Origin of the sequence: Acidovorax sp. Root275 (assembly GCF_001428965.1) — a bacterium.
Classification (GTDB): domain Bacteria; phylum Pseudomonadota; class Gammaproteobacteria; order Burkholderiales; family Burkholderiaceae_C; genus Acidovorax; species Acidovorax radicis.
The window spans coordinates 85750-109155 of the sequence record NZ_LMJH01000009.1; the positions used below are offsets into that span (position 1 = coordinate 85750).

The following is a 23406-nucleotide window of genomic DNA, read 5'->3' on the forward strand; positions in this document are numbered from 1 at the left end:
CGCCCCCGCCCGCAGTAACCGGCGCGCCCCAGGCCAGTGCCACCGTGGAACTGGCTTTGCCAGGCCACGGGTGGCGTCCCCCTCCGGGGGAAGGCGCGAAGCGACTCAGGGGGGCTTCCTATTTTGTTTTTCCGGGGTCCTTCACGTCCTTGATGACGTCGAATTCCACGTTGTACAGCTGGCCGTTCACACGCTCCACCTTGCGCAGGTACACGTTCTGCACAATGTCACGGGTCTGTGCATCGATGAACACGGGGCCGCGGGGGCTCTCGAAGATCTGGCCCTTCATGGCGGTCAGCAGTGCGTCACCGCCGCCCGCGCCCTTGGTGGCCTTGAGCGCTTCATAAATGACGCGCATGCCGTCGTAGCCGCCCACGGCCATGAAGTTGGGGCGCAGGCCCTTGTTGGCCTTCTCGAAAGCCTCGACAAACTTCTTGTTCAGCGGCGAGGGGTGTGCGGCCGAGTAGTGGTGCGACGTGACCACGCCCAAGGCGCCATCACCCATGTCGTTCAGTTGATCGTCATCGGTCACATCGCCGGTGGCGATGAGCTTGATGCCGGCCTTGTCCATGCCGCGCTCCAGGAACTGCTTCATCACCGCGGCACCCGCGCCCGAAGGCACAAAGACGAACAGTGCGTCGGGCTTGGCGTCGCGCACTTTTTGCAGAAAAGGTGCGAAGTCGGGGTTGCGCAGCGGCACGCGCAGGGCTTCGGTGACCTGGCCGCCGTTGAAGGTCAGGCGCTGGTTGAAATACTTCTCGGCATCGATACCCGGGCCGTAGTCGCTGACCAGGGTCACCACCTTCTTGATGCCGTTCTTGGGCGCCCAGTCGGCCAAGGCCACGGACACCTGGGGCAGCGTAAAGCTGGTGCGCACCACATACGGCGATGCCTCGGTGATGCTGGACGTGGCGGCGGCCATCACCACCAGCGGGGTCTTGGACTGCGTGGCCAAGGGCGCGGTGGCCATGGCCGAGGGCGTGATACCCATGCCGGCGAGCACGTTGACCTTTTCGTTCACCACCAGTTCCTGGGCCAGGCGGCGCGTCACGTCGGGCAGGCTGGTGTCGTCCTTGATGATGAGCTGCACCTTCTTGCCCGCCACGGTGTCACCGTTTTGCGCCATGTAGAGGCGGGCAGCGGCTTCGATCTGGCGACCAGTGGTGGCTTGCTGGCCCGTCATGGGCAGGATCAGGCCGATCTTGAAGACGTTGTCCTGCGCCGATGCGGGCACTGCGGCCAGGAGGCCTGCGGAAAGGGCCACGGCGGCAGCGGCCGAGGCGCGAAGAAGGCGGCGTTTTTGCATCGTTGTCTCCTGTGGATGTCGTTGTATACAGAAAAATGCTGGAGGGAGTTTGGCGTGGCCCGCGTTATTTCACAAGCGAGAATTCGAGCATTCAGGTATCCCAAAACGGCATAGCCGCACCCCGCCAGGCGCGGGGTTATGCGCACCAGGAAGCCTCAGCGCGCATCCCACGGGCGTGCGGATCTGCGGTCCCAGGCGACCTGCGGCATTGCCAATGCCTCGCAACGGCTCAGGCGATCCGATCACCGCGGCTTTCGCCCTGCAGCCCATCCTGATCCGCAGCCCACACCCACGCTCGATTCGTACCGAGGCGCTAGCGGATCAGTTGCACCCCGGGCAGACCCTGCCCCTGGGATGCCTGGACGGCGGCCAGCAGGTTGCGCCGGGTGATGCGCGAATGTTCGCGCATGATGGCCTCGGCCCGCGCGCCTTCGCGCCGCTCGATGGCGTCAAGCGCCTGGCGGTGCTGGTCCTGCGCCACCACCAGCATGTCGCGCGCTTGCGGTGAATGGGTCTGCACCACCACAAAGGCCGATGGCGATGCAAACGGCAGGCCCTTGACCCGGTCCAGCTCGCGGGCCACCACATCGCTGCCCACCATGCGGCTGAGCAGCCGGTGAAAAAGTGCGTTGAGCTCCACATAGCGCGAAAAACCCTCGTCATTCAACGTGGGCGGGCTCAGCGTGGCGTCAATCGCGTCCAGGCAGGCATGGGCCTCGGCCAGCACCGCCGGCTCCACACCGCGCTCTGCCGCCAGGCGCGCCGCCAGCCCCTCCATGGTGCCGCGCAGTTCGATGGCATCGGCCACATCGGTCTCGGAAAACGTGCGCACGGCATAGCCCCCGCCGGGCAGCCGGTGCAGCAGGCCCTCCTGCTCCAGCCGCATCAGCGCCGCGCGGATGGGCGTGCGCGAAACGCCCAGCTTTTCGACCAGGGTCAGCTCTGCAATGCGCGCGCCGCCAGGCAGCTCGCCCGCCAGGATCATCTCGCGCAGCCGCAACTGCGCCTTGACGGCCTGGGACGTACCGGCTTCGGCCGCCTCGCCCAAAGAGGCTGCGACCAGGGGTTCGGGAGGGTTCATGGTGGGTGGCGTGGGCAGGGGGAACGGTGCGGAGCAGAAACAAGGCGGGTGCGCGGCACGCCTGGCAGCAATGTATACACAAATCTACTGCACATCCATCTCAAAATCCATGACCACCATACAAAACAACAACTTACGAGATATACCAGAGTGAAATAACTGTTTTATGCCTTTTCTATGTATACATAAATTCCACTTTTTCGCACAATCAGCCCACGAAACACGCGATCTGCCGGCTGGCTGTATACCAAGCCTGCGACGACCACATCCACCCCACGGAGAGAGACAACCATGTTTCCTAAAAACACCTGGTACGTAGCCTGCACACCCGACGAGATCGCCGACAAGCCCCTGGGCCGCACGATTTGCGGCGAAAAAATGGTGTTCTACCGCCCTGCGCCCGACCAGGTCGCCGCGCTGGATGACTTCTGCCCTCACCGGGGTGCTCCGCTGTCGCTGGGCAGCGTGTGTGACGGCCACTTGCAATGCGGCTACCACGGCCTGCGCGTGGAATGCACCGGCAAGTCCGTGTCCATGCCTGGACAGCGTGTGCAGGGCTTTCCCAAGACGCGCAGCTTTCCGGCGGTCGAGCGCTACGGCTTCATCTGGGTGTGGCCCGGTGATGCCGCACAGGCCGACCCCACCAAGATCCACCACCTGCACTGGGCCGACAACCCCGAGTGGGCTTATGGCGGCGGGCTGTACCACATTGCCTGCGACTACCGCCTGATGGTCGACAACCTAATGGACCTCACGCACGAGACCTACGTGCACTCCACCAGCATCGGCCAAAAAGAGATCGACGAGGTGCCCTGCAAGACCCGTGTGGAGGGGGATGAGGTCATCACCAGCCGCTTCATGGAAGGCATCGAAGCCCCTCCCTTCTGGAAGATGGCGCTGCGCATGAACGGCCTGCCCGACGACCAGCTGGTGGACCGCTGGCAGATCTGCCACTTCACGCCGCCCAGCCATGTGCTGATCGAGGTGGGCGTGGCGCTGGCCGGCCACGGCGGCTACGACGCGCCGGCCGACAAGAAGGCATCGAGCATCGTGGTGGACTTCATCACGCCCGAGACCGAGACCTCCATCCACTACTTCTGGGGCATGGCGCGCAACTTCAAACCCCAAGACCCTTCACTGACGACCCAAATCCGCGAAGGCCAGGGCAAGATTTTTGCCGAGGACCAGGAAATGCTGGAGATGCAGCAGCAGAACCTGCTGCGCTACCCCGAACGCAAGCTGCTCATGCTCAACATCGACGCCGGTGGCGTGCAGTCGCGAAAGGTGCTCGACCGCGTCATCGCCGCCGAGCGCGCACCTGAGCCGCAACAGGTGGTGGCCGCATGACCGCGCAGGAAACACTCCAGGTCCGCGTCGTCAGGAAGCAGGCCGAGGCCGATGGCATCGCCAGCTTTGAGCTGGCGCGCGTGGACGGCGCCGCGCTGCCGCCGTTCAGCGCAGGCTCGCACATCGATGTGCATCTGCCTGGTGGTCTGACGCGGCAGTATTCGCTGTGCAACGCCTCGCACGAATCACACCGCTACCGCATTGCCGTGCTGCGCGACCCGGCGTCGCGCGGTGGCTCGGTCGCCATGCACGACAGCGTGCACGAGGGCGACGAGATCACCATCAGCACGCCCCGCAACCACTTTGCGCTGCACCCGGCGCAGCACACGGTGCTGCTGGCGGGCGGCATCGGCGTGACACCCCTGCTGTGCATGGCCGACCGGCTGGCCCGCACCGGTGCGGACTATGCCCTGCACTACTGCACGCGCTCTGCCGAACGCACGGCATTCGCGGGCGAAATCGCCGCATCACCCATGGCGCCGCGTGTGCACTTCCATTTCGATGCAGGAACACCCGAGCAGAAGCTGGACCTGGCCGCCGTGCTGGCCGCGCCCGGCCCGGACAAGCGCCTGTATGTGTGTGGCCCGGCGGGTTTCATCGACCATGTGGTGAACACCGCCAAGGCCATGGGCTGGGCGCAGGACCACATTCACCTGGAGTACTTTGGCGCGCCGGCACAGGACACCTCGGGCGACCAGGGCTTTGAAGTGCGTATTGCCAGCACCGGCAAGGTCTACGCCATCGCGCCCGATGTGTCGGTGGTGGAAGCCCTGCGCGGTGAAGGCATCGACATCCTGACCTCTTGCGAGCAGGGCGTGTGTGGCACCTGCCTTACCCGGGTGCTGGAGGGCGAGGTGGACCACCGCGATATGTACCTGACGGACGAAGAAAAGGCCGCCAACGAACAGTTCATGCCCTGCTGCTCGCGCGCGCGCAGCAAGCTGCTGGTGCTGGATCTGTGAAATTGAACACCCCCTGAGTCGCCTGCGGCACCTCGGTGCCGCCGCCAGAGTCGGCGGCTCGTCCAGACCTGCACAGGCAGGCCCGGAGCCGCAGCCCTCAGCCCCTGAAGGGGGGACGACGCCCACGCTGCGGGGCAGCCCTTGCTCGGCGTCCTTCGCGCTGGGCGCGCCAAGTTCACGCGGTGGCGCGCTCGAGCTGGGCCGAATTACTCCTGAATTTATAGCTGCTAGCGCATATCCATCAAGCGCCAGCGGCCAATTTCATTCAAATTTTACTCTTCCACTGCAGTCCGGATGGTGTCGCGGCCGTGGCGGTCCTTGGCGCGGCCCAGGTCGGTATCGAGGGCGCGGGCCAGCTTGTCGGCGGCGCCGATAAAGGCGTTGGCCATCTTGTCGGCTTCGTCGGTCACGGTAACGGGCTGGCGGCCGGTCACGCGGGCTTCAATGCGGCAGCGCTTGTCGTTGGCGCCGGACTTGCCCGCGTCCAGATCCGACAGAAACACCTCCAGCCGCGTGACGTGGTCCTGAAAGCGCGACAGCCGGCTCTTGGACTCGTCGGTGATCCATTGCGCGAGCGACTCGCCGCCGTGGATGTGGTCGTCGGTGTTGACTTGTACTTGCATCAGGATTCCTTTCAGATGACGTTGCTCAGGGGTCCATGATGGCACCGCAGGCCTTGCCCCCGGTAAACACATGTCAAAACATCCTAAGAACCTGCTCAAGGTCTTTTCGGGGATCACATTGGAGTGCCATCGTGATGGACGTGGATGCTTCGGATGCGCCGCATGGGCTCATGCCCATGCAGGCAGCCGGGGCGCCAAAGCTCCGAGGTCGTTGGCCCGATTTCACTCCAACCCTTCGGGCAAGTGCCTTGCCGGGCGGTCTGCGACGTTGCGGCGCTTGCCATCCCGGCAAGGCACTTGTGCGACCCCGAAAAGATCTTGAACAGGCTCTTACAACTTGTCCAGCGCCACGGCGGGCGACCAGTCACTGCCAGCGGGCAAGGCGCGCGCCACTTCCACGCGTTCCTGCAGGCGCAGCGCCGCCGCATCATCGGGCACGCGCGCCAGCACCTGCGCAAGATAGCCCTTGGCGCGCTCCCAGTCGCGCGCTTGGAAGGCGTCCAGCGCAGCCAGGCTGGCATCGCGCACCGCGGCATCGTCGCATGGCGTGAACACGCGCACCGGCTCGGTCTTGCCCTTGACGATCACGTCGTCCAGCGCACGCAGTGACACCGTGGGCGGCAGTTGGGCTGCGGTGGCGGCCGACAACAAGATGCCGGTGCCAAACGCCTTGTTGGCCCCCTCCAGCCGGGCGGCCAGGTTCACGGCATCACCAATCGCGGTGTACGAAAAGCGCTGCTCCGAACCCACGTTGCCCACCACCACACGCCCCGTGTGCAGGCCAATGCGCATGTGGATGGGCGGCAGGCCCCGCGCACGCAGGTCGGCCACCAGTACCGCCATGGCCTGCTGCATGGCGACGGCGGCGGCCACGGCGTGTTCGGCGTGCTGCGGATCGTCCAGTGGCGCCCCCCAGAAGGCCATCACGGCGTCGCCGATGAACTTGTCCACCGTACCGCCCGTGGCGTGCACGATGGGTGTCATGGCGTTGAAGTACGCAGTGAGCACTTCCACCGTCTGCTCGGCGCTCAGCTGCTCCGACAGGGTGGTGAAGTTGGCCAGGTCGGTGAACATGAGCGTGACCTCGCGCGCCTCGCCGCCCAGGCGCATCAGATCAGGCTGCGCAATGAGGCGCGAGACCACGGCGGGCGGCACGTACTGCGCAAACATCGCCCGCGTCTGGCGCGCGCGCCGGCGCACAAAGGCGTAGCCCGCCAGCGCCGCTGCGCCGTAGACCGCCATCGCTGCCGCTGCAGGCAGCAATGGAGGCCACCACAGCTGAAAACGTCCAAACAGCCACCACGAGGCCCCCGCTATTGCCGCCACCAGCGCTGCTGCCAGCGCCGCGGCGCCCGCTGGGTGCAGTCTGCGGTTGCCCCACAGCAGCAAGGGCACCAGCAGCAGCACGAGCGCCAGCGTCCAGGCGTCCGAAACGCTGCGCAGCCCACCGCCGGTGAGGTAGTTGTCCACCAGCGTGGCCTGGAGCTCCACCCCAGGAAACAGGCGCTCGCCCCCTGCGGTGCCAAACGGCGAATTGAACAGGTCGGCCTGCGACCGCGACAACTCGGTCGCGGTGCGTGCAGACCGCCCCACCAGCACGATCTTGTTCTTGAAAAAGCCTGCGGGCAGCAGGCCCGGCTCCAGCGCCTGGTAGTACGAGCGCGTGTCAAACGTGCCGCGCGGGCCCCGGTAGCCGATCCAGTCGAAGTGGCGCAGCACCGGCATCTTGCCGCGCGCCTCGGCCGCGCGCTGCGCCAGCCGCAGGGCAAAACTCTCGCGTGCCACGGGGACGCGGCGCACCACGAAGTCGTCGTCGGGCTCCACCCCCGCATCGCCCGCATCGGCCCCGGCGTCCAGGAACCGCTGCAGTGGCATCACGTCCAGCCACAGTGCAGCGTTGCTGCTGTCGATCTTTTCGCGCGTGGCGGCCAGCACCACGGGGCCGGTCTCTGCGATGGCCTGCGCGAGCGATGCATCTTCGGCCTCGGTAGACGGGTCGGCGAACACGATGTCCAGGCCTATGGCCGCGGCGCCCTCGTCGTGCAAACGCTGCAAGAGCGCTGCATGCACGCTGCGCGGGAAGGGCCAGGTGTGCTGCAGCTCCTGAAACGTGGGTTCGTCAATCGCCAGGATCACCACGGGCAGTGCCGTGCGCTGTGGCGCAGTCCAGGCCGTGAGCACGTCGAAGGTCTTGAACTCCAGCGCGTGCCAGGTACGGCTGAACGTGGCCGCCCCCAGCAGCAGCAACGCCAGCGCGCAAGCTGCCAGCGCATAGAACTGTTGCTGGCGCCGGACCGCTGGCGATGCGGAGTCAGAAACGGTAGCGCGCGTCCAGGACATACCGGGTCTTTCTGCGGTCTGACTTTGGCGCCCACAGGTTCAATGCGGCCACGCCCACCACCCAGTGTTTGTCCTGCGATTCCCAGAAGCCCATCAGGTCCACGCCCCAGCCCGGCGCCATGCGCGTGAGGTTTTCCTTGTCTTCAAAACGCTCCGACCGGTACACCGCACGGCCACTGACGTAAAACCGCTGCGGACTGACCCAGGTCGCACCCAGCACGGCCGTATGGCGCGGGATGTAGGGAATCCGGCCCACCAGCCCATCCGTGTCGTAACTGCGGCTTTCGCTGCCCTGGTAGAGGTATTTGGCATAGCCCGACCAGCGCCGGCTGAACATGTGGTTGACGCCTGCGCCCAAGGTCTTGAGGGTGCCAGCGTCGAAGCTAGGCGTGTCTTCCAGCAGGTCGGTGGTGGAGAGGTTGACCAGCTGGACGTTGCGCATTTCTTCGAGGAACGGCAGGCTCGGGGTCCGCAGGTCGACGCCCACCGTGCCGGGGTTGCGCACGCGCAGGTGGTCTGCGCGCAGGCTGAGGAAGGTGCTGGCCCCCAGCTCCATGCCCAATTGCGCCACGGTACGCTTGTGGCGGCCACCGGCTTCGACCAGCCGGTCCTCAACGGGAATGCCTGCTGTCTCCACACTGGTGAGTGTCGAAACACTGAGCGGCCGCAGCCAGTCCTGGTAGGCCATGCGCACGGTGGTGCCTGCGGCGGGTTGCCACACCATGCCTACCCGGGGGGTGACGACGCGCTCCATTTCGGCGCGGCGCGCCTCCGCCTCACTAAATCGGTCCAGCCCGACCAGGTAGCTTTGCGTCAGGCCATCCACGCGGTGGCGTATCTGCTGCAACCCCAACGCGGCGTCCAGGTTCAGCGCCGGGTCCAGCCGCTGCGTCGTCGCCAGAGTAAGGCCCGTGTAGCGCCGATCCACATGGTTGTAGCCGCCTACCAGCAGGTAATCACGATAGGGCCCCTCACCGGGAATGTCGGCGCCCACCACGGCCTCGCCACCGATCAGGTTGTTCTGGCGCTCGCGCACATGCTCCAGCGCCACGCTCCATCGGCTCCCGGGCGTGGTGTCCACGGTGTGGCGCAGCTGCAGGTCATTGATCTGCTTCTTGGGCTCGCTGCTCACACCCATCAGGCTCACAAACGGCGGTTCCAGGTACACGGTGGGATAGCGCAGCAACAGGATGTTTTCCACGCTGCGGCCCAGCTTGACCCAGGTCTGTTCGGTCGGCCCCCAGCGGTAGGACATGCCCACGGCGCCCTGGGTGTTGGTGTTGTCCATCGACGTCTCGAACAGGTTCTGGCTGCGCAGGCGCATGTCGAACTGGTTCACATAGGCAAACAGGTTGATGCGCTCGTTGGGCTGCATGCCAGCCCCCACCGTGACTGCCCGAGCGCGCACGTCGCCATAGCCACCGCGCACGGCAGGCGCATCGTTGACCTGGAGGTCAAACGGGAACTCGCTGGCATTGGCCGACTGCGCCTTGAAGAACCACGACACGGGCACACGGCTGTTGTCCATGCCGTTGAGCGTGACCGCGGGGGCACGCATGCGGTACTGGTCGCGGTCCAGCGTCACCCCCACCGCCCCATGGGCCCCGGGTTGCTGCAACAGCGACGAATAGCGTTGACTCGCACCAAACGCCATGGGGTCGGTGAGAAAACCCTGGAACAGCGCGGAGTTCTTGTTGAACTCGCCCGCATACCGGTCCGCCAGAAACAGGTGGCTACCGCCCCAATAGGGATAAAAACTCTGCTGCGCCAGCTCCAGCGCCCAGTCTTCCATGCCAAAGAAGGCCATGGATGCGCCCAGGTTGGCACTGCCTTTCTGGTCGTTGGCGACCTGGTTGAGCGACTTCAGGTACGGCATGCGCGCCACGGCGGCGCGGGCCGCCTCCACCGCTTCGCCGGGCTGGAACAGGTCGGTGTGGATCTGTGCGAGCAGCATGTAGGGCACGGGGTCCTTGTCGTCCAGGCTGCTCGCCTGGTGCAGCGTGGCCAGTGCGTCCCGGTGGCGGCCCAGCTGGTAGTACGCCACGGCCGTCCAGGTCTTGGCGCGCGCGTAGCGGGGCTCCATCACGCCCGCGCGCAAGAACGCATCCAGCGCCGCCTGCGGGTAGCCCTGCTTGAGGTGCAGCAGCCCCTGGCCCGTGAGCGCCACGTAGTCCGCCGGGTTATCGCCCAGCGCGGTGGCAAAGGCCTGGCCCGCCTCGGTGAACTGGTTGGCGAAGGTTTCCAGCGTGCCCAGTTCGCCCCAGGCGCCGGGGCTTTGTGGCGAGAGGGCCAGCGCCTGCTGCAGGTTGGCACGGGCGGGGCGGGCATCTTCGCGTTCGGTGTGGGCGCTGCCCAGGCCCTGCCAACCCCGGGCGTCTTGCGGCGCCAGCTGCGTGGCCTCGGTGTACGCGCCCAGCGTGCCGGGTGCATCGCCACGGCGCCGGGCCAGCTCGGCGCGCACCATCGCAAGCTCCGCGTGCGCCGCGCCCTGTGCCGGGGCCAGCGTGGCGGTGGCCTCGTCCACGCGGTCGCTCAGCAGTTGTACCCGGGCCAGCTGCGCCACCAGGGCCGGGTGCGCAGGCCAGCGCTGCAGGGCGGTGCGCAATGTGGCCACCGCGGCGGGCGCTTCGCCGTCCATGAGCTGCACATCCGACTGCATGAGCCAGACCGGCAGCGGGGCCGCCGGTGTGGCTGCCTGGCGGGCCAATTGTTCGCGCGCGGCGAGGACGTCGCCGGCCTGCAGTGCGATGGCGGTTTCCATCACGGCCACCCAGGGTGCTGGTGCGCTGCCAGATGTTTGTGCCTGCGCCAGCGCCGCGCGCGCTGCGGGTACATCGCGGGCCACCAGCGCGGCACGCACTGGGGCCAGTGCTTCGGGCACGGGCTCGGCGGCCAGGTGCGGCAGCGGGTCGGCACGCAGGGCATTGACCCACTGGATGCGGTCGCGCGGCTGGCTCAGCACCAGCTTGACCGGGGCCTTGCCCACCTCGGCATAGGCGGCCTCATTGGCCCCCACCGACACCTGCCCCTGCGCATTGGAAAACTCCACCGTGCCCGACAGCACAGTCAGCAACGTGCGGCCATCGTCTTCCACGCTGATGTCCCAGTCGGTGCCCCGGATCGCCGCCGTGGCAGCCGGGGTCTCCAGGTTCAGCCGGGAGCCGTCGGCGCGGCGTGTCTGCGTCCAGGCCCGGCCAGCGTTGAGCAGCAGCGTGGTCACCGGCTGGGCCGGTGTGGCCACGCCCTTGACCTGCAGCACCGTGTTCTGGTGCAGGCGCAGCTGGGTATCGTCGGCAAACAGCAGGGCCATCCTGGCAGCCTGCCGGGTGCGCACGAAGTCACCCGTGGCCAGGGATTGGGCCTGGCGCGCCGGCTGCCAGTCGGCCGCAGCGGCGGCGCGCTGGTCGCCCGTGCCCTGCAGACTGACGATCTCGGCCGCAGCACCTGCGGGCACGGCGGCCTGGGCCAACAGCGGCCAGGCCAGAGCGGTCAACGTGGCCAGCGCCGTGAGCGCGGGTAGGCAATGCTTCTTGTGGGACATGTCGTGGGCTTTCGGGGAAGGCTGGAATGGCACCACCCGGCGCAACCTCCCTGGCGCCCGGCGAGCAGAAATTATCGCGAGCCCACCCCTCAAAACAGCTTCTTGCCCCGCGCCGCGCGGTTGCATTTTCATGAAGAAAGCCACATTTCGTAGCATTGCGTCGCCGGCGACAGCGTCAGCGCAGCCCCGCACGGCCCCTTCCTACAGACGCGGCGCGGGTGCGGTGCTACAAATTGGTAACCCAAGATTGCATTGATCACACGCCCCGCGCGTGTTGCCTGGAGCCTCCAAACATGCCCGCCGCCCGCCGCCTCAAGATTGGTCTGTCTGCCTGCTTTCAACACGCCGACCCCGCCCGCCCGCTGTTCAAGGGCAAAACCCTGCAGTACGTCGAACAGTCCATTGCCCACTGGCTCATGTCGGCCGGGGCCATGGTGGTCATGGTGCCCTGCCCCACTGGCGAGACGGCACGCGGCGACGTGACGCTCGACCACTATGCCGAGTGGCTGGACGGCATCGTCATGCACGGCGGCGCCGATGTGTGGCCGGGCAACTATGGCGAGGAGCCCCTGCGCGAAGAGTGGGTGGGCGACCGCGTGCGCGACCTGTACGACCTGGCGGTCGTCAAGGCGTTTGCCCAGGTCGGCAAGCCCATCTTCGGCGTGTGCCGGGGCCTGCAGCTCATCAACGTGGCCTTTGGCGGCGCGCTGTACCAGGACATCGAGACCCAGCACCCCGGCGCGCAGCAACACCGCAACGCCAGCACGTACGACCAGCACTTTCACGACATCCACATCGTGCCCGACTCGCACCTGGCCAAGTTGTACCCAGACACACCACGTGCACGCGTCAACAGCATCCACCACCAGGGCATCAAGCGGGTAGCGCCGGACTTTGTCGTCGAAGCGCTGAGTGAGCCCGACGGCGTGCCTGAAGCGATCCGCCTGCAACCGGCACCGGGCCGTGGCTACATCGCCGCCACGCAGTGGCACCCCGAGTTTCACAAGGTCGGCTCGGACACGCTGGACGACACCGCGATCCTGGAGGATTTTCTGTCTGCCTGCGAACTGGCCAAGGCCAGCCCACGGACGGTAGCCCATCCCTCACCGCCCCTGCGTGAACGGGCGTCGCGGCTGCTGCGGCGGGCGCTGGCAAAGCGGGCCTAGCCTCCCATCCCCATGGCAGGCCCGACCACCGCCTGTATCTGCTCGCGCAGCCAGCGGTGTGCCGCGTCTTGCTGGTAGCGCATGTGCCAGATCAGGTACATGGGCAGGCTGGGGCAGGCCACCGGTACAGGCACACCCGCCAGCGCAGCCAATGCGGTGCGCCCCATCAATGACGGCGCCGTGGTGAGCAGCGAAGTGCCCCGCACAAACGCGGGCAGTGCAGCGAAGCCCGGCACACGCACCACCACCCGGCGGTGCACACCGCGCGCGTCGAGCTGACGGTCCAGGTCCAGCCCCCGGCGCGCCTCATAGGCCACAGTGGCGTGGTCGGCCGCCAGGTAGTCCGCCTCTGAAGTCGGGGCGTTGCGCACCGCAGGGTCGTAGAACACGCGGTACTGGTCTTCAAACAAGCGCTTTTGCACGATGTCGGTGCCCTCGGGTGGGCGAGGGCTGATGACGAGCTGGCACGCGCCGGACCGCAGCAGCTCGGCGCTGGGCGCGCCGCTGGGCACGATGCGCAGCGTGACGCCCGGTGCAGCGCTGCGCAGGCGCGCAGCCAGCGCGGGCAAAAGCAGGTCGCGCTGAAAGTCGTTGGCGGCGATGGTCAGCTCGGTCTGCCAGGCGCGCGGGTCAAAGTCGGCCCCTTGGGCAAACAGCTGCATCTGGTGCAGCATGTCGCGCGCGGGCTGGGCCAGGGCCTCGGCGCGTGCGGTGGGCACGATGCCGCGCCCGCGCTTCACAAAGAGCGGGTCGTCGGTGATGGCGCGCAGCTTGTCGAGCAAATGGCTCACCGCCGACTGGGTGACACCAAGACGTTCAGCGGCGGCGGTGATGCTGCCGGTCTCCAACACCGCCAGCAGCAGCTTCAGCAGGTGCCCATCCAGCTGTGATCCATCGCATTTGCTCATGCATTCAATGATCTTGGGGCCCTTCATCTTTGGCAATGCCGTCGCGACACTGCGGGCTGACTTACATCAAGCTCCGGAGACTTCCATGCCTTCCCGCAACCCCCCGATCCCCGGCACCACGCCGTTCGATGGCGACCAGGCCCGCAAGGGCTATGCGCTGAACAAGATGTGCTTCTCGTTCAACAACGAGGCCAACCGCAAGGCCTTTGTGGCCGACGAAGAGGCGTACATGAAGCAGTACGGCCTGAACGAGCAGCAGGCTGCCGCCATCCGCGCCAAGAACGTGCTGCAGCTGATTGCCGCAGGCGGCAACGCCTACTACCTGGCCAAGTTTGCAGGCATCTTCAAGCTGGACATGCAGGACATCGGCGCGCAGCAGACGGGCATGACCAAAGACGAATTCAAAGCCATGCTGGTCGCAGCGGGCAAAGACTAAGCCCCCACGCTCCCCACTGCGTGTGGTTCGCTGCCCCCAAAGGGGGCCGCAGGCGGCTTGGGGCGGTACGGCGCCGCCTGAAGCAACGCACGCCACAACAACCTTCATCAGGAAAATAACATGGCACAACTCATCGGCGGCCTCGGCACCTCGCACATCCCGGCCATTGGCAACGCCATCCACAAGGGCCTGCAGAACGATCCTTACTGGAAGCCCTTCTTCGACGGCTTTCCGCCCATCCGCCAGTGGCTGGGCGAGAAGCAGCCCGACGTGGTGGTGATGTTCTACAACGACCACGGCCTGAACTTCTTTCTCGACAAGATGCCCACCTTTGCCGTGGGCGCAGCGGCGCAATACAACAACGCCGACGAAGGCTGGGGCATCCCCACGTTGCCGCCCTTCCCGGGCGAGGTGGACCTGTCGTGGCACCTCATCAACACGCTGGTCGAGCAGGAGTTTGACGTGACCACCTGCCAGGAGATGCTGGTGGACCACGCCTGCACGCTGCCGCTCAAGCTCTTCTGGCCCGAAGGCGATTGCCCCGTGACGGTGGTGCCGATGTGCATCAACACCGTGCAGTTCCCGCTGCCCTCGGCCAAGCGCTGTTACGCCCTGGGCAAGGCCGTGGGCCAGGCGATCCAGAGCTGGGACAGCGACAAGAAGGTGGCGGTGATCGCCTCGGGCGGCCTCAGCCACCAGCTCGACGGCGAGCGCGCGGGCTTTATCAATAAGGCGTTTGACCTGCAGTTCATCGAAAGCCTGACCACCAACCCCGAATGGGCCACGCAGTTCAGCGTGCACGAGCTGGTGGAAAAGACCGGCACACAGGGCGTGGAATTGCTGATGTGGGTGGCCATGCGGGGCGCCTTGGCCACTGCGAGTGCGGGAGTGCGGCGGGTGCATAGCAACTACCACATCCCGATCTCCAACACGGCCACGGCGGTGATGGCGCTGGAGGCGGTGTAGCGCAGAGCGCTGCGTCCGTTGCCCGTCAGCGCCGTGCGGGCTGGTGCAGCCCAAAGCGGACTCCACCGGGGTCGGCGCACATCAGCAACACGCCAAAACCGGGCTCCTCCGGGCCCGGTGGCTGCACGGTCCCGCCCAGCGCCCGGACACGCTGGGCCGCCTGCGCCGCATCGGCCACTTCAAAGAACGGGGTGATGGACTGCGCAGGGTCTGCGCCGTGCAGGCCGACTTTCATGCCCCCATTCACAAACCAGCCCTCACCCTCCTTCTCCGTGGGCTCAAAAGTCCATTGAAAGAACTGGCTGAAGAACTGCTGCGAAACCTGGGCGTTGTCGGCCCCGATTTCGAGGAATGAGACGTTGGCGTGCATCGAAAGCTCCCTTGAGGAAAACATGGCAAGTGCGCCAGTCTGGGCGCCTTGTGCCCGCACGTCTTGAAGAAAAATGACCTGGTGCCGGGTGGCTCGCAGATCGTCAGCCCCTTGACTCAGCCGTCTCCACCAAACTGGCGGGCTTGCCCGGCACATCGGCAAAACCCGCGCGCTGGTAGGCCGCTGGCGAGCAACCCGCAAAGTGCCGGAACTCCCGGCTCAGGTGGCTCTGGTCGGCAAATCCGCAGCGGGCGGCCAAGTCCGCCAGGTCGGTTTGCCCTGCGGGGCCAGTGACCCCCTCCAGGGCCTGGTGGGCAGCCCCAAACCGCAATCGCCGCGCCAGGCGCTTGGGCGTGTCCCCCAGCTGGTGGCAGGACTGCAGTGCCAGGTGCCGCTCGCTCCAGCCCACGGCGCGGCACAGGGCCGACACGGGCAAGTTGCCGCGTTGCGCGCTCAGCATCTCCCAGGCTTGCCGCACCGGTGCCTGCACCGTGTGGCGCGACCGGGCCAGCATCCCTTGCAGGCATTGCTGTACCAAGGCAAAGCGCGCCGGCCAATCCGGCGCATGGTGCAGCTGCTCGGACAGCTGCGCGGCCTCCCTGCCCCACACATCGGCCAGCGCAACCACTGAACACGAGAGCACGTCCGGGCTGCCATGGAACAGCTGAAAGCCCAGCCAGGGCGCCAGCGTGACCTCCACGCAAGACTGCGCGCCCCGATGCTCGGTCACCACCGGCCCGCCACCGAGCCCGACCACCAGGGATTGGTAGGGCTGCAGGGTGCCAGCGGGCAGCCTGACTCCATACGCCGCATGCCAGCCGATGATCAGCTTGATGCCCGCGTGCGCGACCTCCAGGCGGCGCACGGGGTAAGGCAGGCATTCTTCAAAGCCCCACATCGCACAGGCGGCAGCGGGCTGCCCCGGCAAGCCGGGGCCCGGTATGGCCCGGCTTGAGGCAATGGGCGGTGGCATGGGGTTCCTCCTGTCGGTCCGTGGATGGTGCCGACGGGCTACCTTACACCGCTTGGCAGCGTGCTGGCCACGGCGGTGCAGACACAGGAAGCGGCGCAGCCAACAGGTTTTAAGCCATTTTGGCCCTTAGCGCTTTACCCATCTACGCCAGAAGCTACTTTTTTGATAGCACAAAAATCCCTTGGGCTAGCTGAAGATGGAGAAATACTGTAAATTCATACAGTGAATTTACAATCCAAACTCGCCATCCTGGCCGACGCCGCCAAGTACGACGCATCTTGTGCATCGAGCGGTGCTGCGCCGCGCAACTCGGTGGGCGGGCGCGGCATGGGGTCCACCGAAGGCATGGGCATCTGCCACAGCTACGCGCCGGACGGGCGCTGCATCTCGCTGCTCAAGATTCTGCTCACCAACTTCTGCCAGTACGACTGCCTGTACTGCGTGAACCGGGTGACCAGCAACGTGCCCCGGGCGCGCTTCACGGTCGACGAGGTGGTGCAGCTCACGCTCGACTTTTACCGCCGCAATTGCATCGAGGGGCTGTTCCTGTCCAGCGGCATCATCCAGAGCCCCGACTACACCATGGAGCTGGTGGTGGAGGTGGCCCGCGTGCTGCGCGAGGAGCACGACTTTCGCGGCTACATCCATCTGAAGACCATCCCCGATGCAGCGCCGGAGCTGATGGAGCGCGCAGGCCGCTATGCGGACCGCCTGTCCATCAACATCGAGCTGCCCACGGCCGAAGGCCTCACGGCCCTGGCGCCAGAAAAAGACAGCGCCGCCATCGACCGCTCCATGGCCCGCATGGCGGTGCACATTGGGCAGGCGCGCGCCGCGCGCAAGGAGCAGGCCGCGCAAACCATCGTGTCGATGCCGCAATCGCGCACCACGAGCCGGGCCAGCGTGCCGCACTTTGCACCCGGCGGGCAAAGCACGCAGATGATCGTGGGGGCCGATGCCACCAACGACCGCACCATCCTCGCCACCAGCGCGCGGCTGTACGGTGTGCACCGGCTGCGGCGCGTGTACTACTCGGCCTTCAGCCCCATCCCCGATGCGGCCCGCGCCCTGCCGCTGGCCGCGCCACCCACCGTGCGCGAGCACCGGCTCTACCAGGCCGACTGGCTGATGCGCTTTTACGGCTTCACCCACGAAGAGATCGTGCCGCCCAGTCAAGGCAACCCAGGCGGTCAGGCCGGCATGCTGGCGCTGGACATGGACCCCAAGCTGGCCTGGGCGCTGGCGCACCGCGAGCGCTTTCCGGTCAACCTGAACACCGCCCCGCGCGAACTGCTGCTGCGCGTGCCCGGGTTTGGTGTGCAGACGGTGGAGCGCCTGCTGGCCGCCCGCCGCGTGCGCCGCCTGCGGCATGCCGACCTGGCGCGGCTGCATGTGCCGCTCAAGAAAGTGCTGCCGTTTGTGGAGGCGGCCGACTACCGCCCCGGGCGTGCGCTGGACGCGGCCGACCTGGCGGCGCAACTGGCGCCGCCGCCGGTCCAGCGCAACCTGTTTTGAGCCCGCAAGTTCCGTCAGGTCCGCATGCAGCGCCACACCATCACGCTAGCCCACCCCACCGACTGCCAAGGCTTTCGCACGGCCGCACGCGCCCTGGTGCAAGCCAACGTGCCTCCGCAGGCCGTGGATTGGCGCTGCCAAGCCGATGCGGCCAGCGACCTGTTTGCGCCCGAGCCTCACAGCCACAACGTCCTGCCACCACCAAGCCCCGATGCGCCCGCGCTGCGCGTACCGCCCGACTTTGTGCACCTGTGTGAGCAGCTCATTCTGCACCGCGACCCGGACCGCTTCCCGCTGATGTACCGCCTGCTGTGGCGCATGGCGCAAGGCGGAACGGAGGCCGAAGCCGCGCGGCACGACCCGCTGGACGCGGACCGCATGGTGGCCCACCACATGGCCCGCGCCGTGGCGCGCGACAAACACAAGATGCACGCATTCGTGCGCTTTCGGCCTGTGGTGGAGCCCGATGGCGAGCCACTGCACATGGCCTGGTTCGAGCCCGACCACTACATCACCGAGGCCAACGCGGGCTTCTTCATCCGCCGCTTCACGCAGATGCGCTGGGCCATCCTCACACCCGACGCCAGCGTGCGCTGGGACGGGCAGCAGCTGCACACCGGCCCCGGCGCGCAGCGCAGCGACGCACCACCGCCCGATGCGGGTGAGGCGCTGTGGCTCACCTACTACCGCCACATCTTCAACCCCGCGCGGCTCAAGCTGGGCATGATGAAAAAGGAAATGCCCACGCGCTACTGGCACAACCTGCCCGAGGCGGCGCTCATCACCGAACTGGCACAGACGGCGCACGAGCGCAGCGCGAAGATGGTGGAGGCCGAGGCCACCGTGCCGCGTCGGCGCATCAACCCGGTGGCACAGCGGCCCCGGGACGGCGCAGCGCGTTGAACTGCGCAGCCGCCACCGGTGGCGTCCACCGCCACGGCAACACCCCAGGTCGCCACAGCGCGTTTTGCACCGTGAGCTGCAGCACCCGCTGTGCACCAGGCCAGGGCGCACGCGCCGCATCGTCCCACAGCAGCTCCGCACGCGCGGCGATGTGCAGCAAGCCACCGCCGTCATAGTCCACCACCAGCAGGCCCGCCAGCGGGTGTTGCGCCAGGTTGCCCAGCGTGTTGAAGAACTGGTTGCCCGGGTAGTCGGGCAGGCGCAGCACCACGCCGTGCGCGGTGTGCTCGGCGTGCACAAAGCCGGGCTCGCCGCCCCGGTGCGACACGTCCACACCTTCGTTGCGCGCACTGCCCGGCTGCGCGGCCGAGGCGCTGGCGATGAACAACGTGTCGGCCTGCTGCACGCGGGCCAGAGCCTCGGCATCGAGCGCCGGGCCCAGCACCTGCACAGGCCCCGGCGGGGTGACCGTGGCACGCAGGCCCGGTTCACGGGCCTGGATGTATTTGGGGCAATTGCCAAAGCTCTGCACCACGGCAATCGACAAACCTGCCTCACTGAAGGCGGCCACCTCGCCGTTCATGCGGTTGCGGCGGCGGGTGTGGGGCTCCAGCCCCAGCACGCCCACCGGGGCACCTGGCGCCAACCGGTTCAACACGGGGTCGGCGGCCTTGGGCGCGGTGGCGATGTCCATCTGCCGCGCATCCGGCGTCTGCACAAAACCGGGTGGGCCTGCCAGCATGGTCGCCCAGGGCTGACCTTGTTCATCCAGCGCACCTACCAGCAAGGTGGGCAGTTTCTCGAAAAGCTCCCGGTGCTGGTCGGGCATGTGGTCGCGCAACACCAAGGGGCCGATGGCGGCCATGCGATCGCGCAGGCCCACGCGCTGCTGCAGCGCCTGCTCGCCCGCGTGGAAGGCGTCGGATGTGGTGGTCACGCTGCCTCCCGCGCGGACGGGGCCAGGGTGTCGGCCAGCGGCACATAGCCGGGCAGCGCCTGCAAGCGCGCCACCCATCCCGCAATGCGCGGGTAGGCCGCCAGCGGGAGCCCCGCGATGTGCGCCTGCGAGGTGTAGCTGACCATGGCGATGTCCGCGAGGCTGGGCTGCTCGCCGCCCAACAGCCACACACGGCCCTGCAACTCACCCTCCATGTAGTCCAGCAGGCGCTTGCCGGTGGCGAGCGCAGCTTCGCGGTCAGCACCCGGCGGTCGGCCTGACAGCGCTGCGTAGCGGGGTGTGGCAACGCCCGGCACCAGCATGCCTGCTGCCAGGCTGAACCAGCGCTGCAGTTGCGCCTGACCCAAAGCATCCTGCGGTATCCAGGCGCTGCCCGGTGCATAGCGCTGCGCCAGGTAGACCAGGATGCCGTTGCTGTCGCTGAGGGCCGTGCCTGCGTCCACCAGCACCGGCACCTGGCCCAGCGGGTTGAGCGCCAGGTGCTGCGTGCTGCGATGCTCTCCGCGCCGCAGGTCCACGTTGACCAGTTCGTGCGGCAGGCCCAGCAGCGACAGCATCAGCTCCACCCGGTGGCAGTGGCCCGACACGGGCATGCGATAGAGACGAAGGGGTGCGATGGGTGCCATGGGGAGGTCCTTGTGAGAAGGGTAAACAAAGAAGCCCCGACCTTATCTATTGCACGGCACAGTGTTAATAGCCATAGTGCAGCTTTCAAAATTGCGTGAACTGAAACAATGGACCACCTCGACACCCTGCGTTGTTTTGTGGCCGTGGCCGATGTTGGCGGCTTTGCAGTCGCGGGGCGGCAACTGGGCTGCTCGGCCGCCGCCGTCACGCGCGCCATTGCAGCGCTGGAGGCCCGGCTCGGTGTGCTGCTGTTTCAGCGCAGCACGCGCATGGTGCGGCTCACCGAAGCGGGCGAGCGCTTTTTGCAGGACTGCCGCCCCCTCTTGAACGACCTGCACGAGGCCGAGCAGGCGGCCAGTGGCGCACAGGCCGAAGCGCAGGGCCTGCTGTCCATCACCGCGCCACAGATGTTCGGCATTCAGCATGTGGCGCCTATCGTGCAAGGTTTTCTGCAGGCACAGCCGCGCGTGCAGGTGCGCACGCTGTTCGTCAACCGCCTCGTGCATTTGCTGGACGAGGGCATGGACGTGGCCATCCGCATCGCCCACCTGCCCGATTCAGGGCTGACCGCCGTGCAGGTGGGTGCCTTGCGCCGCTTGGCGGTGGCGTCACCCGCTTATCTGGCGCAGCACGGCAGACCGCGCCACCCCGCTGATCTAAGTACCCATCGGGCCATCGGATTTTCATTTGACGCACGGGCTCCGGCGCCCTGGAAGTTCCGCGACGGCGCAACGGGCCACCCTCAGTTCGCATGGATCAGCAACAGCAACGAGGTGGACATTGCCGCCGCAGAGGCTGGCCTGGGCCTGACCCGTTGCCTGGCCTACCAGGCCGCCGCCAGCTTGCGAACAGGCCGGCTGCGCATCGTGCTGGCCGAGCACGAGCTGCCGCCGGTGCCTGTGCACATCGTGTACCCCGCAGGGCGGCGGGCCCCCGCGAAGGTACGGTCCTTTGTGGAGTGGGCCCGCGAACGCCTCGCCAAGGAACCGGTTCTGAACGGTCGTGGCCTGGGACGCGGTAACGCCTTGTTGCCAATCACTTCGTGACCTGTCATCGCCGCCCGTCCCCGCGCCGTTGCATACACAAGTCCGACGCTTTGTCGGGCGGTCATCCGATCTGAAAGGATTTCTCATGAACAAGCTCATCGCTGCCCTGCTCGCCGGTCTCTTTGTGTCCGCATCGTTTGCCCAGGCACCTGCTGCCCCTGCAACGCCAGCCACACCCGCAAAGGCTGCAACGCCCGCAGCCCCAGCAACATCGGCAATGCCCGCGACGCCAGCAACCCCGGCCACGCCTGCCACACCAGCTACAAAAGCTGAAGTCAAACCCGCCGTAGCAGCGCCAGCCGCCGCGGCGTCTGCACCCGCAGACAAGAAGGTGGAGAAAAAGGCAAAGGCCAAGAAAACCAAGGCCACGGCAGAGAAAAAGGCAGACGCCGCCAAGCCTGAAGCGGCAAAGTAATTCGCGAAGCCTTCTTCCGCAAAAAAGCCCGCAGTGCGGGCTTTTTTAATGGCCGATTGTTCTGTGTGCAATCACACCCAAAGGCCGCATGAAGGCCAGAGGGTGTAGCGCACCATGACACCGGTAAGGCAGACCGGGTCAGCCCCCACCTGCAGGCGTTTTCCGCCGCGCTGCGGCCCGCCCCCTACTTCAGTGTTGGTGCCCGTGCGCCCCATGCACGTGGCGGTGCGCCACTTCTTCGGCACTCGCAGCGCGCACTTCGGTGACCTTGCAGCTGAACTTCAGCGCCTGGCCTGCCAGCGGGTGGTTGCCGTCCAGGTGCACTTCAGGGCCCTTGATCTTCACCACATTGAACACGGCGGGTTGACCGTCGCTGCCCACGCCCTGCAGCTGGCCGCCGACCTTCACGCCTGGGGGGAACTCTGCCTTGGGGATCGTGCGCACCAGGCTTTCGTCGCGGGCGCCGAAGGCGTCTTCAACGGCGAGGTCCAGCGCGGTGGTGAAGCCAACGGCCTGGCCTTCCAGCGCGGTTTCGACCTTGGGGAAGATGTTTTCATAGCCGCCGTGCAGATACGACAGGCTGCCGGCGTCGAGCGGCTTGCCTTCGGGCGTGGTGACCTTGTAAGTGATGGTGACGGCGGAGTCTTTGGTGATGGTGGCCATGGTGGTGCTTGCGCTTTCAGACGGTGAAAGAACGGCGCGGGCTGGCGGGCTACTGCCGCCAGCCGCTGCGCCAATCGAAACCCTGAATTGTCCACGAGGCGTGGGGTGTTTGCCGGGCGCCTCGTGGGCGGGCTTTGCGCCTGGGCCTATGCGCCCGCCACCACTTCGGCAGGGCGCTCTTCGTCGGTGTGGCCCGGATAGCGCGCAAAGCGCCGTGCCTCGGTGCCATGCACCGGGTCCTGGTCCGGCCAGGGCCAGCCGCCGAACTGGGTGCGGCGGTAGTCGTTCATGGCCTGCATGATCTCGGCCTGCGTGTTCATCACGAAGGGACCGTACTGCGCCACGGGCTCGCCAATCGGCCGGCCTTGCAGCACCAGGCACTCGACGGCGGTGGTGCCGGTGTTGGTCAGCAGCCAGTCCTCGGTGGCACGCACCTGCAGCGCCGCGTGGCGGTCCACGTCCTGCGGGCCCACGCGCACGCTGTCGCCGACGAAAAAGTACAGCATGCGCTGCGTGCCTTCGCCTTGCGCGGCGGGCAGCGTCCACTCGGCGCCCGGGTCCATGCGCAGCGTCCAGATGGCGACGTCGCCTTCAGGCTGCGAAGCCCAGGATTCGGGCGGCGGTGCCAGAGGCTCGGGCGCGCCGGGCAGGGCACCGGCCACCACGGTGACGGTGGTCGCGCGGCCTGCGGCGTCGTGGTGCACCAGGCGCGGAATCCGCTCGTCCCACAGCATGGTGAAGTGCGGGTCCACCATCTTGTTCCTGGCGGGCAGGTTCAGCCAGATCTGGAACAGCTCCAGCGGGTTGGGTTCGGTGGCATTGAGCAGCGGGAACATCTCGGAATGCACGATGCCCTTGCCGGCCGTGACCCACTGCACATCACCGCCGCCAAAACGTGCGGCCGCGCCCAGCGAGTCGGAGTGGTCGATCAGGCCCTTGCGCACCAACGTCACGGTCTCGAAGCCGCGGTGCGGGTGGCCCGGAAAGCCGGGCACGGTGTCGCCGTGGTACATGCTCCAGCCGTCCTTGCCGCTGAAGTCGCTGCCGATCTGGCGATCTTCAATGGGCACGGCAGGGCCGAACGCGGCGTTGCCCGCGGGGTAGGCATCGTCGTGGTGGGCGCAGAAAAGAAACGGGTCGAGCGTGGGCCACTGCGGACCCAGCAACTGGGCGCGCACGATGGGCACCAGGGCGGTGGTTGCAGCAGGTGTGGACGACGACATACGAAGGCTCCTCGTGTTGTGCACCACCACGATCGGG

21 protein-coding genes are annotated in these 23406 nt (G+C 66.9%); 9 read left to right on the top strand and 12 right to left on the bottom strand.

Annotated features, from left to right (window positions below; translation table 11 throughout):
* Positions 1–118 precede the first annotated feature (118 nt).
* Positions 119–1306, bottom strand: coding sequence for an ABC transporter substrate-binding protein (locus tag ASE52_RS15480; RefSeq protein ID WP_057227380.1), 1188 nt, complete (start codon positions 1304–1306; stop codon positions 119–121).
* 313 nt (positions 1307–1619) lie between these two features.
* The gene (locus ASE52_RS15485; RefSeq protein ID WP_057227382.1) at positions 1620–2387 is read right to left on the bottom strand and encodes a GntR family transcriptional regulator; all 768 of its coding nucleotides are present in this window, start codon (positions 2385–2387) and stop codon (positions 1620–1622) included.
* Positions 2388–2678: 291 nt separating this feature from the next.
* Between ASE52_RS15485 and ASE52_RS15490 the strand changes: the two genes are divergently transcribed.
* Together ASE52_RS15490 and ASE52_RS15495 are read left to right on the top strand one after the other, a co-directional pair.
* On the top strand, positions 2679–3734 hold the full coding sequence (locus ASE52_RS15490) for an aromatic ring-hydroxylating dioxygenase subunit alpha (RefSeq protein WP_010464367.1): 1056 nt from the start codon (positions 2679–2681) through the stop codon (positions 3732–3734).
* Positions 3731–4696 carry a PDR/VanB family oxidoreductase gene (locus ASE52_RS15495; protein ID WP_057227383.1) on the top strand — a complete coding sequence of 322 codons (966 nt, stop codon included), beginning with the start codon at positions 3731–3733 and terminating at the stop codon, positions 4694–4696. Before ASE52_RS15490 ends, ASE52_RS15495 begins: the two co-directional genes overlap by 4 nt.
* Before the next feature lie 272 nt (positions 4697–4968).
* Here the strand turns inward: ASE52_RS15495 and ASE52_RS15500 are convergent, their stop codons facing one another.
* The 3 genes from ASE52_RS15500 to ASE52_RS15510 form a co-directional block, all read right to left on the bottom strand.
* The gene (locus ASE52_RS15500) at positions 4969–5319 is read right to left on the bottom strand and encodes an HPF/RaiA family ribosome-associated protein (protein WP_010464369.1); all 351 of its coding nucleotides are present in this window, start codon (positions 5317–5319) and stop codon (positions 4969–4971) included.
* Between the two features lie 330 nt (positions 5320–5649).
* Entirely contained in the window at positions 5650–7659 is a 2010-nt protein-coding gene (locus ASE52_RS15505; protein ID WP_057227385.1) for an adenylate/guanylate cyclase domain-containing protein, read from the bottom strand.
* Positions 7631–11200 carry a TonB-dependent receptor gene (locus tag ASE52_RS15510; RefSeq protein WP_057227387.1) on the bottom strand — a complete coding sequence of 1190 codons (3570 nt, stop codon included), beginning with the start codon at positions 11198–11200 and terminating at the stop codon, positions 7631–7633. The genes ASE52_RS15505 and ASE52_RS15510 overlap by 29 nt, the downstream gene beginning before the upstream one ends.
* Positions 11201–11493: 293 nt before the next feature.
* On the opposite strand from ASE52_RS15510, the gene ASE52_RS15515 reads away from it, so the two are divergent.
* The gene (locus tag ASE52_RS15515; protein ID WP_010464372.1) at positions 11494–12366 is read left to right on the top strand and encodes a type 1 glutamine amidotransferase; all 873 of its coding nucleotides are present in this window, start codon (positions 11494–11496) and stop codon (positions 12364–12366) included.
* On the opposite strand, the gene ASE52_RS15520 is transcribed toward ASE52_RS15515, so the two are convergent.
* A complete protein-coding gene (locus ASE52_RS15520) occupies positions 12363–13283 on the bottom strand; it encodes a LysR family transcriptional regulator (RefSeq protein ID WP_057228454.1) in 921 nt (306 codons plus the stop codon). The genes ASE52_RS15515 and ASE52_RS15520 overlap by 4 nt on opposite strands.
* A gap of 76 nt (positions 13284–13359) precedes the next feature.
* Here ASE52_RS15520 and ASE52_RS15525 point away from each other — a divergent pair, with 76 nt between their 5' ends.
* Positions 13360–13710 carry a protocatechuate 4,5-dioxygenase subunit alpha gene (locus ASE52_RS15525; RefSeq protein WP_057227388.1) on the top strand — a complete coding sequence of 117 codons (351 nt, stop codon included), beginning with the start codon at positions 13360–13362 and terminating at the stop codon, positions 13708–13710.
* A 120-nt stretch (positions 13711–13830) separates the two neighbouring features.
* Positions 13831–14676, top strand: a complete 846-nt coding sequence (locus tag ASE52_RS15530; protein WP_057227390.1) for a class III extradiol dioxygenase family protein — start codon at positions 13831–13833, stop codon at positions 14674–14676.
* Positions 14677–14701: 25 nt separating this feature from the next.
* On the opposite strand, the gene ASE52_RS15535 is transcribed toward ASE52_RS15530, so the two are convergent.
* Complete coding sequence (locus ASE52_RS15535; protein ID WP_057227392.1) at positions 14702–15046, bottom strand: VOC family protein; 345 nt, start codon at positions 15044–15046, stop codon at positions 14702–14704.
* A gap of 103 nt (positions 15047–15149) precedes the next feature.
* Positions 15150–16019, bottom strand: a complete 870-nt coding sequence (locus ASE52_RS15540) for a helix-turn-helix domain-containing protein (protein WP_082606903.1) — start codon at positions 16017–16019, stop codon at positions 15150–15152.
* A gap of 222 nt (positions 16020–16241) precedes the next feature.
* Here ASE52_RS15540 and ASE52_RS15545 point away from each other — a divergent pair, with 222 nt between their 5' ends.
* Both ASE52_RS15545 and ASE52_RS15550 read left to right on the top strand, forming a co-directional pair.
* Positions 16242–17534 carry a putative DNA modification/repair radical SAM protein gene (locus tag ASE52_RS15545; RefSeq protein WP_057227396.1) on the top strand — a complete coding sequence of 431 codons (1293 nt, stop codon included), beginning with the start codon at positions 16242–16244 and terminating at the stop codon, positions 17532–17534.
* Positions 17535–17558: 24 nt separating this feature from the next.
* Positions 17559–18437, top strand: a complete 879-nt coding sequence (locus ASE52_RS15550) for a TIGR03915 family putative DNA repair protein (protein WP_057227398.1) — start codon at positions 17559–17561, stop codon at positions 18435–18437.
* Here the strand turns inward: ASE52_RS15550 and ASE52_RS15555 are convergent.
* Together ASE52_RS15555 and ASE52_RS15560 are read right to left on the bottom strand one after the other, a co-directional pair.
* Complete coding sequence (locus tag ASE52_RS15555; protein ID WP_057227400.1) at positions 18394–19374, bottom strand: pyridoxamine 5'-phosphate oxidase family protein; 981 nt, start codon at positions 19372–19374, stop codon at positions 18394–18396. The two genes, ASE52_RS15550 and ASE52_RS15555, sit on opposite strands and share 44 nt — an antisense overlap.
* Positions 19371–20021: a glutathione S-transferase family protein gene (locus ASE52_RS15560; protein ID WP_057227402.1), complete on the bottom strand. Its 651-nt coding sequence runs from the start codon at positions 20019–20021 to the stop codon at positions 19371–19373. Before ASE52_RS15560 ends, ASE52_RS15555 begins: the two co-directional genes overlap by 4 nt.
* A 108-nt stretch (positions 20022–20129) precedes the next feature.
* On the opposite strand from ASE52_RS15560, the gene ASE52_RS15565 reads away from it, so the two are divergent.
* Together ASE52_RS15565 and ASE52_RS15570 are read left to right on the top strand one after the other, a co-directional pair.
* The gene (locus tag ASE52_RS15565) at positions 20130–21068 is read left to right on the top strand and encodes a LysR family transcriptional regulator (protein ID WP_057227404.1); all 939 of its coding nucleotides are present in this window, start codon (positions 20130–20132) and stop codon (positions 21066–21068) included.
* 85 nt (positions 21069–21153) lie between these two features.
* Positions 21154–21483, top strand: a complete 330-nt coding sequence (locus ASE52_RS15570) for a hypothetical protein (protein WP_057227406.1) — start codon at positions 21154–21156, stop codon at positions 21481–21483.
* A gap of 189 nt (positions 21484–21672) precedes the next feature.
* Here the strand turns inward: ASE52_RS15570 and ASE52_RS15575 are convergent, their stop codons facing one another.
* Together ASE52_RS15575 and ASE52_RS15580 are read right to left on the bottom strand one after the other, a co-directional pair.
* Positions 21673–22146 carry a peptidylprolyl isomerase gene (locus tag ASE52_RS15575; RefSeq protein WP_057227407.1) on the bottom strand — a complete coding sequence of 158 codons (474 nt, stop codon included), beginning with the start codon at positions 22144–22146 and terminating at the stop codon, positions 21673–21675.
* A 146-nt stretch (positions 22147–22292) separates the two neighbouring features.
* Positions 22293–23369 (bottom strand): pirin family protein, encoded by a 1077-nt coding sequence (locus ASE52_RS15580; RefSeq protein WP_057227409.1) that lies wholly within the window; start codon positions 23367–23369, stop codon positions 22293–22295.
* Positions 23370–23406 lie beyond the last annotated feature (37 nt).